General features: G+C 64.9%; 11 protein-coding genes. 9 read left to right on the forward strand and 2 right to left on the reverse strand.

Annotation, left to right across the window (positions count from 1 at the left end):
- Positions 1–4 precede the first annotated feature (4 nt).
- The 5 genes from SB771_RS27485 (at position 5) to SB771_RS27505 (ending at position 4684) form a co-directional block, all read left to right on the forward strand.
- Positions 5–346 (forward strand): cytochrome C oxidase subunit IV family protein, encoded by a 342-nt coding sequence (locus tag SB771_RS27485; RefSeq protein WP_006756511.1) that lies wholly within the window; start codon positions 5–7, stop codon positions 344–346.
- Positions 347–376: 30 nt separating this feature from the next.
- Entirely contained in the window at positions 377–691 is a 315-nt protein-coding gene (locus tag SB771_RS27490) for a high-potential iron-sulfur protein (RefSeq protein ID WP_175661692.1), read from the forward strand.
- 124 nt (positions 692–815) lie between these two features.
- The gene (locus SB771_RS27495) at positions 816–1730 is read left to right on the forward strand and encodes a LysR substrate-binding domain-containing protein (RefSeq protein WP_175661691.1); all 915 of its coding nucleotides are present in this window, start codon (positions 816–818) and stop codon (positions 1728–1730) included.
- A gap of 183 nt (positions 1731–1913) precedes the next feature.
- Entirely contained in the window at positions 1914–3185 is a 1272-nt protein-coding gene (locus SB771_RS27500) for a dicarboxylate/amino acid:cation symporter (RefSeq protein WP_175661690.1), read from the forward strand.
- Complete coding sequence (locus SB771_RS27505) at positions 3185–4684, forward strand: aspartate/glutamate racemase family protein (RefSeq protein WP_175661727.1); 1500 nt, start codon at positions 3185–3187, stop codon at positions 4682–4684. Before SB771_RS27500 ends, SB771_RS27505 begins: the two co-directional genes overlap by 1 nt.
- On the opposite strand, the gene SB771_RS27510 is transcribed toward SB771_RS27505, so the two are convergent.
- Entirely contained in the window at positions 4672–5142 is a 471-nt protein-coding gene (locus SB771_RS27510; RefSeq protein WP_175661689.1) for a MaoC family dehydratase, read from the reverse strand. The two genes, SB771_RS27505 and SB771_RS27510, sit on opposite strands and share 13 nt — an antisense overlap.
- Positions 5143–5202: 60 nt before the next feature.
- Entirely contained in the window at positions 5203–6294 is a 1092-nt protein-coding gene (locus SB771_RS27515) for a carboxymuconolactone decarboxylase family protein (protein WP_175661688.1), read from the reverse strand.
- Positions 6295–6511: 217 nt separating this feature from the next.
- On the opposite strand from SB771_RS27515, the gene SB771_RS27520 reads away from it, so the two are divergent.
- The 4 genes from SB771_RS27520 to SB771_RS27535 all read left to right on the forward strand — a co-directional run bounded on the left by SB771_RS27520 (position 6512) and on the right by SB771_RS27535 (position 12955).
- A complete protein-coding gene (locus SB771_RS27520; protein WP_175661687.1) occupies positions 6512–7270 on the forward strand; it encodes an SDR family NAD(P)-dependent oxidoreductase in 759 nt (252 codons plus the stop codon).
- A 74-nt stretch (positions 7271–7344) separates the two neighbouring features.
- Positions 7345–8622 carry a crotonyl-CoA carboxylase/reductase gene (gene ccrA / locus SB771_RS27525; RefSeq protein ID WP_175661686.1) on the forward strand — a complete coding sequence of 426 codons (1278 nt, stop codon included), beginning with the start codon at positions 7345–7347 and terminating at the stop codon, positions 8620–8622.
- 32 nt (positions 8623–8654) lie between these two features.
- A complete protein-coding gene (locus SB771_RS27530) occupies positions 8655–12539 on the forward strand; it encodes a type I polyketide synthase (RefSeq protein ID WP_244096837.1) in 3885 nt (1294 codons plus the stop codon).
- A gap of 86 nt (positions 12540–12625) precedes the next feature.
- Positions 12626–12955, forward strand: coding sequence for an acyl carrier protein (locus tag SB771_RS27535; protein ID WP_011661096.1), 330 nt, complete (start codon positions 12626–12628; stop codon positions 12953–12955).
- Positions 12956–13024 lie beyond the last annotated feature (69 nt).

The following is a 13024-nucleotide window of genomic DNA, read 5'->3' on the forward strand; positions in this document are numbered from 1 at the left end:
GGCCATGGACCACACCGATTCCGCCGATCGACCCGACGCCGCGCACGGCCAGCAGCATCCGATCGGCGTCTACCTGAAAATCTGGGGCCTGCTGTTCGTTCTGAGCACGTTGTCGTATCTGGTCGACTACTTCCACGTGCAGGGCGTGCTGCGCTGGGTGCTGATCGTCGTGCTGATGATCGCTAAGGCCGGGCTGATCGTGTCGATCTTCATGCACATGATGTGGGAGCGGCTGGCGCTGGTGTACGCGATCCTGGTGCCGCCGCTGTGCCTGCTGGTGCTCATGGTGCTGATGGCCGCCGAAGCGCATCACACGTTCGGCATGCGGGCACTCTTCTTTCACTGATTCCCGGGCATCCGTTCAAGGGAGACTCTCATGAAATTTTCACGCCGACGTTTCATTACAGCGACCACCGTGCTGGCTTCCGCGCTGGCCGTGGGCCGTCGCGCGGCGGCGGCGGAGGCCGTAGCCGTGCAGGAATCCGATGCAAACGCGCAGGCGCTCGGCTACAAGACCGACGCCAGCCGGGTCGACCGTAAGAAATTCCCGAAATTTCAGCCGGGCGAGGCCTGTGCGAATTGCCAGTTCTACCAGGGCAAGGCCGATGCCGCGATGGCGCCGTGCGCGATTTTCGGCGGCAAGCAGGTCAATGCAAAGGGCTGGTGCAGCGCCTATGCGAAAAAGGCGTAGCAAGCAGGGCGGCCCGCGCGGCGCACCGGGGCGAGCACATACAATGTGAGCGTCCGTCGGCCTGCGCTTCGCCATGACCTGGGTGACGCGCGGGCCGCTCCGCCCGCGACCCGCCAAGGCCATCATGGAAATCAAATGGATCGAGGACTTCCTCGCGCTCGCTCAATATCAAAGCTTTTCCCGTGCGGCTGAATTTCGCAACGTCACGCAGTCGGGCTTCAGCCGTCGCATCCAGTCGCTCGAGCAGTGGATCGGCGCGGAACTGATCGACCGCAGCAGCTTTCCGCCGGTGCTGACGCCGGCGGGCCGGCTGTTTCGCGAGACGGCCGAAGACGTGCTCAGTCGCCTGTTCGACACGCGGGCCATCATCCGCACCGAGCAGCGGATCGCCGGCAAGAGCCTGCAGATCGCCGCGGGCCACACGATCGCGCTGAGTTTCCTGCCGGGCTGGCTCAAGGCGCTCGCGCCGCATTTCGGCGAAGTGCGGGCGCGCGTCATTCCGACCAATGTCCATGACTCGATCCTGATGCTCGTCAACGGCAACTGCGAGCTGATGTTTGCCTATCACCATCCCGAGCTGCCGCTCCATCTCGACCCGGCGAAGTACGCGCACCTGACGGTCGGCCTCGACACGCTGATGCCGGCATGCCGGCCGAACCGGCACTCGGCGCCCGCGTTTCGCCTGCCCGGAACGAAGCAGAGCCCGCTGCCGCTGATCTCCTATACGGAAACCAGCTACTTCGGCCGCTGTCTCGCGCTGCTGCTCGCCCGTGCCCCCGATACGCCGGCGCTGCAGCTGCACTACGAGTCGGACATGGCCGAGGTGCTGAAGAAACTCGTGATGGAAGGCGAGGGCGTCGCGTGGCTGCCCCGCAGCGCCATCGCCGCCGAACTGGCGGCCGGCGAACTCGTCCCGGCCGGGCCCGCGGCGTGGAACCTGGACGTCGAGCTGCGCGTGTATCGCGATGTGTCCAACCGCAGTGAATTCCTCGACACGCTGTGGCAGCACCTGCGCGAGGCGCCTTCCCGGCTCGGCTGAGTCGGGGTTTTCCCGCCTTATGCGGGGCTCGCATACCACCATGTTGCACCGGCATCACGGTTTTATCGACCGTCCCTACCATTCGTTCCAACGGCAATCGTGACGCGTGACCGGCGTCGCGCGGCCTTCTTCGCAGCGCTCGTTCGCCTCCGGCGGCAGGGCGCCACCCAAGGACGAATGGACATGAAAAATCGCCTTACCTTCAGCATTGCAGTCGGCATGATCCTCGGTGTCGTCGCCGGTTATGCGTGCCACACCCACATCGCGGATCCGGGCACCCTCAAAACCGTCGCCGGCTATTTCTCGATCGTCACCGACATCTTCCTGCGCCTGATCAAGATGATCATCGCGCCGCTGGTGTTCGTCACGCTCGTGTCCGGCCTGGCCGGCATGGACAGCGGCGAGGACGTCGGCCGCATCGGCCTGCGCTCGATCGGGTGGTTCGTCTGTGCGTCGCTGATTTCGTTGAGCCTCGGCCTCGTCATGGCCAATGCGCTGCAGCCGGGCGCCGGCCTGAACCTCGTGGCATCCGGCGGCGAAGTCGGCACCGGCCTGAATACCGCCGCGCTGAACGCGCGGGACGTGATCACGCATGCGTTCCCGACCAGCCTGCTCGACGCGATGGCGCGCAACGACATCCTGCAGATCCTGGTGTTCTCGGTCTTTCTCGGCATCGGGCTGAGCGCGCTGAAGCACGACAAGCGGGTCGGCGTCGTGATCCAGTCGATCGACGGCATGGTGCCGGTGATGCTGCGCCTGACCAACTACGTGATGCGCGCGGCGCCGCTCGGCGTATTCGGCGCGATCGCCGCGTCGGTCACGCTGCGCGGGCTCGACGTGATCTATACGTACGGCAAGCTGATCGGCGCGTTCTACCTCGGCTTGCTCGTCCTCTGGACGCTGCTGATCGGCGCCGGATACGTGTTTCTCGGGCGGCGCGTCGGCAGCCTGCTGAAGGCCGTGCGCGAACCCGCGCTGATCGCCTTCTCGACCGCGAGCAGCGAGGCCGCCTATCCGCGCCTGACCGAGCAGCTCGAGCGGTTCGGCGTGGACAAGAAGGTGGTGGGCTTCACGCTGCCGCTCGGTTACGCGTTCAACCTGGACGGTTCGATGATGTATCAGGCGTTTGCCGCGATCTTCATCGCGCAGGCGTTCGGCGTGCACATGCCGGTGTCGGAGCAGGTGTTCATGTTGCTGGTGCTGATGTTGAGCAGCAAGGGGATGGCGAGCGTGCCGCGCGGCTCGGTGGTCGTCGTCGCGGCGGTCGCGCCGATGTTCCATCTGCCGGTGGCCGGCGTCGCGATGATTCTCGCGATCGACCAGATTCTCGACATGGGCCGCACGATGACGAACGTGATCGGCAACAGCGTGGCGACGGCGGTGATCGCGAAGTGGGAGAGCCGACGCGCCACGAAGTCACAAGCCGCCGTATTCGATCAGCCGGAGAACGCGTGATGCACACGGATGGCGTGAATGCCCGGCGCAAGTTCGGCGTGGTCGGTGGCCTCGGGCCGCTGGGCAGTGCCGATGTGTTCTTCAAGATGGTGAAGGCGACGCCTGCGTCGTCCGACGACGAGCACGTCGAGCTGATCTTCGAGCAATACCCGTTCAAGGGCTCGGGGTCGGGCAGCGCGGCGACCATCGAACGCAAGCTGTACGTGTTCGACATGATCCGCGCGTTCGAGAAGCGGGGCGTGACGACGGTCGTGCTGCCGTGCTTTCTGAGCCACACGTTCATCGACGAGTTGAAGGCGAACACGAGCCTGCCGATCGTGGATATCGTCGAAGCGGTGCGCAGCCATGTGCGGCGCAAGTATCCCGACGCGACGCGCATCGGCGTGCTGGCGTCCGATTACGTGCGCGACAAGCGACTTTTCGAAGCGTATTTCTCGGCGCCGCAGTTCGACATCGTCCATCCGCGATCGCACGACGGGATCGATCTCGTGACCGAAGCGATCTACGGCGCCGACGGCATCAAGCGGGGCAATCTTCGTGGCCGTTCAGTCGAGCTGTTGCGCCGTGCGTGCGACGACCTCGCCGATCAGGGTGCGCAAGTGATCGTCCCCGGCCTGACCGAGATCGCGCTGGTCGCCGATGAAATCGGCCTGCAGCGCGTGCCGCTCGTGGATTCGAATCTCGCGTATGCGCAGTACGCGGTGGCCGGGCAACCGGGTTCACGCGCGGCGACGTTCAAGATCGGCGTGGTCGGCGGCGTCGGTCCGGCGGCGACCGTCGATTTCCTGGACAAGATCGTGCGCAACACGCCGGCGTCACGCGATCAGGACCATATCAAGCTGCTGGTCGAACAGAATCCGCAGATTCCCGATCGAACCGAGAACCTGGTGGGCGCCGGCGCGGATCCGACGATTTCCCTGTACGCGACCTGCAAGAAACTCGAGGACGGCGATGCCGACGTCATCGCGATTCCGTGCAACACCGCGCATGCGTTCGTCGAGCGGATTCAGCCCTGGCTCGGCATTCCGATCGTCAACATGCTGACCGTCACGGTCGCCCACCTGCGCGACACCTATCCGGTGCTGCGGGAGGTCGGTGTGCTGGCCACTTCAGGCACGATCGAAAGCGGGGTCTACCGGAAGGCGCTCGAATCGCAGGGGCTCCGGCAAGTGGCGCCGGCGCCGGCGTTGCAGGCGCGCGTGATGGAAGCGATCTACGGCGCGCAGGGTGTCAAGGCCGGCTTCACGACCGGACAGTGCGAGGAAGATATCGGCGCGGCGATCGACGCGTTGATGGACGAAGGCGTGAGCGTGATCGTGCTCGGCTGTACCGAGCTGCCGATCCTGCTGCCGGGCGGCGAATATGTCGCGCGCAACGGGCGCCGCGCGACGCTCGTCGATCCGACCGACGTGCTTGCGCGCACGTGCATTGCGTATGCGATGTCCTTCGCGAGCCGGACTGCGGACGAGCGACTGGCGCGCGATCGTCAAACCGCCTGACCTTGCAGGTGTTCCGCTTCCTTGCTGCGCGCCGCCGCGGTCGTGGGCATGACGACCGCGGTACCTTCCACCACGATCAGCCCATTCACTTCGCATCGGGTTTCCAGCACGACGCGCCGCCGGTTCGCGACGATCTCCTTGACGGTCACGATCGCACAAACCGTTTCGCCGAGCTTCACCGGGCGCCGGAATTGCAGATCCTGCGATAGATAGATCGAGCCGGGGCCGGGCAGGCGCATGGCAATGGCTGCCGATATCACCGACGCCGACAACATGCCGTGCGCAATGCGGCCGCCGAAGCGTGTGCGACTGGCGTAGGCGTCGTCGAGATGCACGGGATTCCGGTCGCCGGACGCGCTCGCGAACAGGAAAATGTCACGTTCGGATAACGTCTTCGTGAAGCTCGCGCTCATGCCGGGTATCAAGTCTTCGAGATCGTATCCACCTTCGTCGTTCATCGTCCGCTCCTGTGTCGTTCGTACTGCGTGGCGTTGACGGGCATCGCGCGCCGTCATCTGTCATGCCGCCGCGTTCTCGTGTGTTGAAGCAGCGTGCAAATCTGTCGATGCGAACAACCGGTTTGCCTCGGCCAGTGCGGATTGCGTGGCGAGCACGCCTGCGTAGGGCAGTGCGCCGGTTATTGTGTTCACAATCTCGTGCCGCGACGCACCCAGCAAGCGCGCGTCGCGTATATGCATGACGAGCGCTTCGGTATCCGCATTTCGGGCGAGGCAGGTCAGGCAGGCGATGGCCGTCAGGTGCCGCGCCTTCGCGTGTTCGACCGAATCGACGCTCGACGTCGACGCGCCCGGCTCATCGAGGTGCCGCGCGAGTTCGGGCGAAATCTCGGTAGCGCGCACCGGCGCTGCATGCGCATATCGATCACGTTCCGGCGTGGCTTGCGTCGGGGCGACGTGCGCCTGTTCCGCGGCGGCGAATACGTCGAGCGCGATGCGCGATACGGAAAGTACGAGCGGCCAGCCGATATAGCCGGTGAGCTGAATCAGTACTTCGGTCAGCTCATGACGCGACCAGCCGACATGCAGGCAAGCATTCAAGTGCTGCCGTACGGCCGCATGCTGATTTTCGAGCGCGATGACGATTCCAAGCGTGGCGATTTCGCGCTCCTTGGGTGTCAGTGCGTCAAGATGCTGTTGCCGCAGCTCACGCGTGCACGCGACTGCGGATGCGTAGGGTTCGAACGGATTCGCTGCCTGACCGATAGTGATGCCGCGCGCGCGCAGCACCGTCACGACGTGTCGCACGCCGGCCATGGCCACCGGCACGCCCGCGTACTCGAGCGTCTGCAGGACCGTGGCGAGCACGGCCTCCGGCGTCCAGCCCGTATTCAACATGCCGGCCGCATGATACTTGAGCGGGGAATCGGCATTGCCCATCGTGGTCAGGACCGCAACGGTCACGAGCTCGCGATGCTTCAGCGACAGATTGGGCCGGGCGATGATATCCGCATAAGCGCCCTCGATCAGCAATCGCTTGAAGTCGGGGTCGAGCGAATCGAGCGCTGCGCTGAGGTCCGAGAAACCCTCGCTGCCGATTGCATGAATGACGGACATGCCAATCTTGTGCCGGGATATCGTTTTTGCATGCATGGTGCACCAGCCTGGCAATTGCCGAAAATATCGATGGTGCCGATGATATTCGCCCGCCCGGGAAGTAATTCTGAACTTTTATGAACTGTCATGGATGGGCGTTTTTTGACGTTTAGAATCCAGACCAATACGAGAACGCGAACGTTTTCATCCGAGCCGAATGAATCGTTCGATGGCGGCAGCGGATCGGTCATATCAACGTAACCGGGAGAGCGCAGTGCTGAAGCTTCAAGACAAGGTGGCCCTCGTCACGGGCGGGAATTCGGGCATCGGCCGGACCACGGCGCTATTGTTTGCACGGGAAGGCGCGCGCGTCGCGATCGCATCGCGCCGAATCGACGAAGGCCTGGCCGTCGTCGAGGAAATTCGCAGCGCTGGCGGCGACGCGATGTTCGTGAAAACCGATGTGTCCAGGGCCGAGGATTGCGCGAATGCGGTAGCGCAGACCGTAAAACAATTTGGCAGGCTGGATATCGCTTTCAATAACGCAGGCGTTGAAGCGTTCGGCAATGCGGTGGCCGATACCGACGAGGCGACTTGGGATTTTGTCGTGGACATCAATCTGAAAGGGGTGTTCCTTGCGATGAAATATGAAATTCCGGAATTGCTTAAAACCGGGGGCGGATCGATCGTCAATATGTCATCGACCTATGGCCTGGTGGCATCGGCATTCGGCGGCTGCGCGTATCACGCGTCGAAGGCAGGCATTCTCGGATTGACGAAGGCGGCCGCGCTCGAATACGCGAAGCAGAAAATCCGCGTCAATGCGATTTGTCCGGCATTCGTCGCCACGGCGATGGTCGAAAAATTCCTCGACGAAACCCATATGACCGACCAGATCAAGAGCTTTCATCCGGTCGGCCGCCTGGGTACCGAAGAGGAGATCGCGCAGGCCGTCGTGTTCCTCGCGAGCGATGCGTCGTCGTTCATGACAGGCACCGCGCTTTCCGTCGACGGCGGCATGACCGCGGCTTGACGCCAACGTCGTCTTCACACATGTCGTAGCGCGAGCGCTACGGTCGATCAATCCGATTTCGTACGGGTATAAATATGGATTCCGAACTGATGGAAGTGGTGGAGAAAACGGAGAGCGGGCAACCGGAGCTGTTCGACATCGGTTGTGCCATTCCGTTGGGCGTCGTGCCGAGAACGATGCATGCGTGGACGATTCGCCGGGAGAACCACGGAGAGCCGCAGCACGCATTCACGAGGGAAATCGTCGACGTGCCGACGCTCGGCCCGAACGACGTGCTGATTCTCGTCATGGCAGCCGGCGTCAACTACAACGGCGTGTGGGCCGCGCTCGGCCAGCCGTTTTCCGTGCTCGACCTGCATGACGATCCCTACCACATCACGGGCTCGGACGCGTCCGGCATCGTATGGGCCGTCGGCGCGAACGTGAGGAAATGGAAGGTGGGCGACGAGGTGGTCGCGCATTGCTCGCAGGTCGATGGCGACGACGAGGAATGCAACGGCGGCGATCCGATGCTGTCTCCGTCACAGCGCATCTGGGGCTACGAAACCACCCACGGTTCGTTCGCGCAATTCGCGCGCGTACAGGCCACGCAGCTGATGCCGCGCCCGAAGCACCTCACGTGGGCCGCAAGCGCGTGCTACACGCTCACGCTCGCCACCGCGTACCGGATGCTGTTCGGCCACAAGCCGCATGTGCTTTCGCCGGGACAATCGGTGCTCGTGTGGGGCGCGGCGGGCGGCTTGGGAACGATGGCGATTCAGCTTGCGGCGCTGGCCGGCGCGCGGCCGGTCGCCGTGGTCTCCGACGATTCGAAGGCTGAATTCGTCAAGCGCCTTGGCGCGGTGGGCGTGATCAACCGTTCGAATTTTTCATGCTGGGGCGCGCCGCCGCCCGTCGATGCAACGAACGAATACGCGGCCTATGTCGACGCCGTGAAGAAGTTCGGTAAGGCGATCTGGGACGCGCTCGGCGAAAGGCGCGACGTCGACATGGTGTTCGAACACCCGGGCCGCAACACGTTCGCGCCGTCCTGCTACGTCGTGAAGCGCGGCGGCATGGTCGTCTTCTGCGCCGCGACGAGTGGCTACGACCTCACCTGCGATGCGCGCTACGTGTGGATGCGACAAAAGCGGATCCAGGGCAGCCACTTCGCGAGTCTCAAGGAAGCTGCGGCGGCAAACCGGCTCGTGATGAGCGGCAAGATCGATCCGTGCCTGTCGGAAGTGTTTCCTTGGCACCGCCTGCCGGACGCGCACGCGAAGATTCGCGCGAATCAGCATCTGCCGGGCAACATGGCCGTGCTGGTGCAGGCCAGCAGTCGCGACGATCTCGACGCGGCGCGTCGCCACTAGCCATGAAGCATTCTTCTTGCAGCGAGAACGGTATGGACAGGTCAACTACACACGCGGAACGGATCGCCATCATCGGCATGTCGTGCCGCTTCCCGGGTGGCGCGTCCTGTGCGTCGAGCTATTGGGCGTTGCTGAATTCCGGCCGTACGGCGATTCGGGAAACACCGCGCGAGCGGTTCGATATCGACGCGTTCTACTCGCCGGATCCCGCTGAACCCGGCACCACCTATTCGCGCGTGGCCGGCTACGTCGACGATCCGTTCTGCTTCGACCGCGGGCTGTTCCGCACGTCGGCGGCCGAGGCGATCGAGATGGATCCGCAGCAGCGCTGGATGCTGGAACTGGCGTGGGAAGCGCTCGAGAACGCGGGGTTTGCGCCCGGTCAATTGCGCGGCAAGAACGTCGGCGTCTTCATGACGACCGGCGAAGCCGATTATGGCCGGCGTACCGTGTGGTCCGGCGATCCCGGAAAAATAACCACGTATTCGAAGCTCGGCAACCTGCGCGCGATGGCGCCCGGGCGCGTCGCGCACATCCTGGGCTTGAGCGGGCCGGCGATCTTCGTCGACACCACCTGCTCGTCGTCGCTCGTCGCGATCCATCTTGCCGCACAGAGCCTGCAGGCCGGCGAGTGCGACGTGGCGATCGCGGGCGGCGTGAACCTGATCCTCGGGCCGGAGGAAACGATCGGCGTCGCGCGACTTCAGGCGATGTCCGTGTCCGGTCAGTGTCGCCCGTTCGACGCGAACGCCGACGGCTACATTCGCGGCGAAGGCGGTGGTGCGCTCGTCATGAAGCGGCTGGGCGACGCGCGCACGCACGGCGATCGTATCGACGCGGTGCTGGTCGGTTCCGCCGTCAACAGCGATGGCGCGAGCAACGGCCTCACCGCGCCTAACGGCGCCGCGCAGGAAACCGTGATTCGGCGCGCGATGGCACGTGCGGGCGTGCGCCCGGAAGCGGTCGCCTACGTGGAGGCGCATGGTACGGGTACGGCACTGGGAGACCCGATCGAGCTCTCCGCGCTGCGCAACGTGTATGCGCGCGCCGTCACGCGCGACAAGCCGATTCTCGTCGGCTCGGTGAAGTCTCAACTCGGGCATCTGGAAGGTGCCGCGGGCATGGCGGGTTTCATCAAGGCGATGCTGATTCTCCGTCATCGCCAGGTGCCCGCACAGGTGAATTTCGCGACGCCGAATCCCCGCTTTCACTGGGAAGGCGCGCAACTCGAGATTCCGCGCGACGGCATGCCGCTGGGTGACGGCAATGCGTTCGTCGGTGTGAGTGGCTTCGGCATCACCGGCACCAACGTCCATATGATTCTTGCCGAGCCGGACGCGGCGCCGGATACCGCCGCGCAGGTCGCTCGCGAACGCGTGCTGACGCTGTCGGGACGCTCGCCGCAAGCGCGCCGGCGTGCCGCGTCCGCGTGGCGCGCGTGGCTCGCCGACACGAACGCGCCGATGCGCGATGCGTGCCACACGGCAAGCGTGCGGCGCGATCACTTCGATCATCGCGTGGCGCTGGTCGGGACGACGCAAGCGGATTTCGTTGCCGCACTCGATGCCTTTCTCGCCGAGGACCCGACGGGACACTGGCACGCGGGCGAGCATCCGCGCAAGCCGCGTCTCGCGTTTCTCATCCCCGGTCAAGGGGCATGGCAGCCCGGTGTCGGGCGCAATCTCTACGAAGACAACGGCCTGTTCCGCAAACACGCGGATGCGTGCCTGGGCCAGCTCGACGCCGATACGGCACGCGACGTGCTCGACGCGATCGTCGGCCGGACCACCGACGCGGTGCGCCATCATCCGGGGCAACTCGCGCATTTCGTCGTGTGCTATGCGCTCGCGCGTACGTGGATGGATCTCGGCGTGCAGCCCGATCTGCTGATCGGGCATTCGTTGGGCGAGCATGTGGCCGCCGTGATCGGCGGCGTGATGTCGCTCGCCGAGGGGTTGAAGGCCGTCGACGCGCGCGGCCGCCTTTTCGACACGGCGACGCCGGCGGGCGCGATGCTCGCGGTCGCCGCGAGCGTGGATGAACTCGCCGCACGCTTCGCGTTCGGGACGGATTTGTTCGTGGCAGGCATCAACGGGCCGGAGCAAACCGTCGTGAGCGGCACGCAGGCGGCGATCACGCGGGTTCAGGACGCGATGGTCGCGGCCGGCAAGCGTGTGTCGTTGCTCAAGACCTACGGCACGCCGGGTCATTCGCCAATGCTGCGTTCGATGCGCGAAGCGTTCCGGCAGGCGCTCGAACCGCTGACCCTGGCGGCGCCCGCGATCCCGATCGTCTCCACACTCACGGGCGCGTTCGCGACAGACGCGATCGCGAGTGTCGAGCATTGGCTGGATCTCGTGGAGCAGCCGGTGCGCTTTCATGAAGCGTTGCTCGCGGCGTTCGACGGCAAGACGATCTTCGTCGAAGTGGGGCCCGGCGCGGCGCTGTCGAAGCTCGCGCGCGCGGCCGCGGGCGGCGACTGGCAATGTGCGGTCTCTTCGCTTGCCGATGGGCCGGACGGCGATGAAGAAACGGAATCGACCGGCTTCGCGCATGCGTGCGCACGCCTCTACAGCATCGGGCAGAAGATCGCGTGGCGCAAGCTCTACGGCAACGCGCCGCGGCCCGCGGAAGCGCCGGGCTATCCGTTCGACCGCGATCGCTTCGAATTGCCGTTCCCGGAGCATGTGCTTGCGGCTTCCGCGCAAGGCGGTACGCAGCATCGGCGCGACATCGCGTCGGGCGAGGTGCCGCTGCAACACGCTTCGCACGTGGCGGAGATTGGCACTGACATCGCGAGCGTTGACGTTGAGCAACTGCTCGCGACACTCCGCACCATCGCGGCGGCCGTCACGCCGGATAGCGTAACGCTGGCCGACGATCTTTCACTCGTCAGTCAGGGCCTCGATTCGTTGGCGTTGACGGAATTGCGCGTGCGCCTGCATCAGCACTTCGGCAGGATGCCGCCGATTTCCATGCTCGCACGCGGTGCATCGCTATCGACGCTGGCTCGGTGGTTCGGCGCATCGTCGGGCACTACACCGATTCAGGAACCCGTATCGAGCGACACGCAGAAAGCGGCTGATGCACCGGGCGATCACGGATTGCTCGTCACGCTGCGCAATGGCGCGGGGCCGCTCGTCGCACTGGTGCATCCGGTGGGCGGCAACGTGCTCTGTTATCAGGATCTGGCCAACGGCTGGCCGGGCGATCCGACCATCGTCGCGATTCGCCATCCGTACGCGGACCAGGACCGCCCGCCTGCGTATCTGTCGATCGCGCAATTGGCGTCGCGTTATCGCGCGGCGTGGCTTGCCGCACAGGGCAAGCTGCCCGATGTGCTCGGCGGCTGGTCGTTCGGCGGCATCGTCTCGCACGAAATGGCGGCGCAGTGGGAAGCGGAGGGCAGGACCGCGCCGCCGCTGGTGATCGTCGACACCCCGCTCCATGAAGGCGAATTCGCGACGCGGCTGCACGCGCTTGCCGGCGATTTCATCAATGAGGATGCCACGCAGGTCGTCGAAGCGTGGCTCACCGACCCGCGCTTCGACACGATGCTCGATCAGGACTTCTACCTCGCCGACGTGCGGCGCCGCGCGCATCCCGCCACGTTCGCCCACATCTCGCGGCTGCATGCCGTGAGCGCGGTGGCGCTCGCGCGTCACCGGCCGCACCAGGTGCGCACGCGGATCGACTACGCGCTCGCCGAGCGTAATGCGGGCGGCATGTCCGGTACGCAGGTGACGCAGTATCTGCGGCGGCTCACGGGCGGCAGCGTCGCGGTGAGCGTGTTCGACGACGATCACAACTCGATCGTGCGTGAGCCGTCCGCGCGCCGCGTCGCGGCTTTCCTCGCCGGCAGTCCGGACGCCACGCGAGTCGAGTTCGAGCCGCATGCGCAGGTGACGACCGCATAGGCTCGCGTGTTCCGATTCAACCGTACGACGCACGGCGCTTCGTGCCGTGCTTTTCTTCGTCAATCCGACTTCAGGAAATCAATGCCATGAGCGACCAACTTCAAGCCGCAACGTTGAACGGTTCCGCGGTGACCGCCCAGACCATCCTCGGCTGGATCCAGGAATGGGCCGAGGCGAACAATCTGCAGGTGCCGACCGATCTCGAACAGACCTTCGCCGACGCCGGCTTCGATTCCATGCATTCCGTGGAACTCGCGTTCTTTCTCGAAGAGCGGCTCAAGATCAAGATCGACGATACGGTGCTCTACGATTATCCGACGTTCATCGCGTTGGCCGAGCATCTCGTGTCGCTCACGCCCACGGGCACAGCCGCGGATACGGAAGCGGGCGAAGGGGCAAGCGCCGGAAACTGGTAACTCGCGTGCGCCGGTTCAGCGCCTGTCGCGCGCCGGCGCGCCTCATCGATCTTCACCGGAGTACGGAAG

Origin of the sequence: Burkholderia sp. SIMBA_051, assembly GCF_046534915.1 — a bacterium.
In the GTDB taxonomy this organism is placed as follows: domain Bacteria; phylum Pseudomonadota; class Gammaproteobacteria; order Burkholderiales; family Burkholderiaceae; genus Burkholderia; species Burkholderia ambifaria.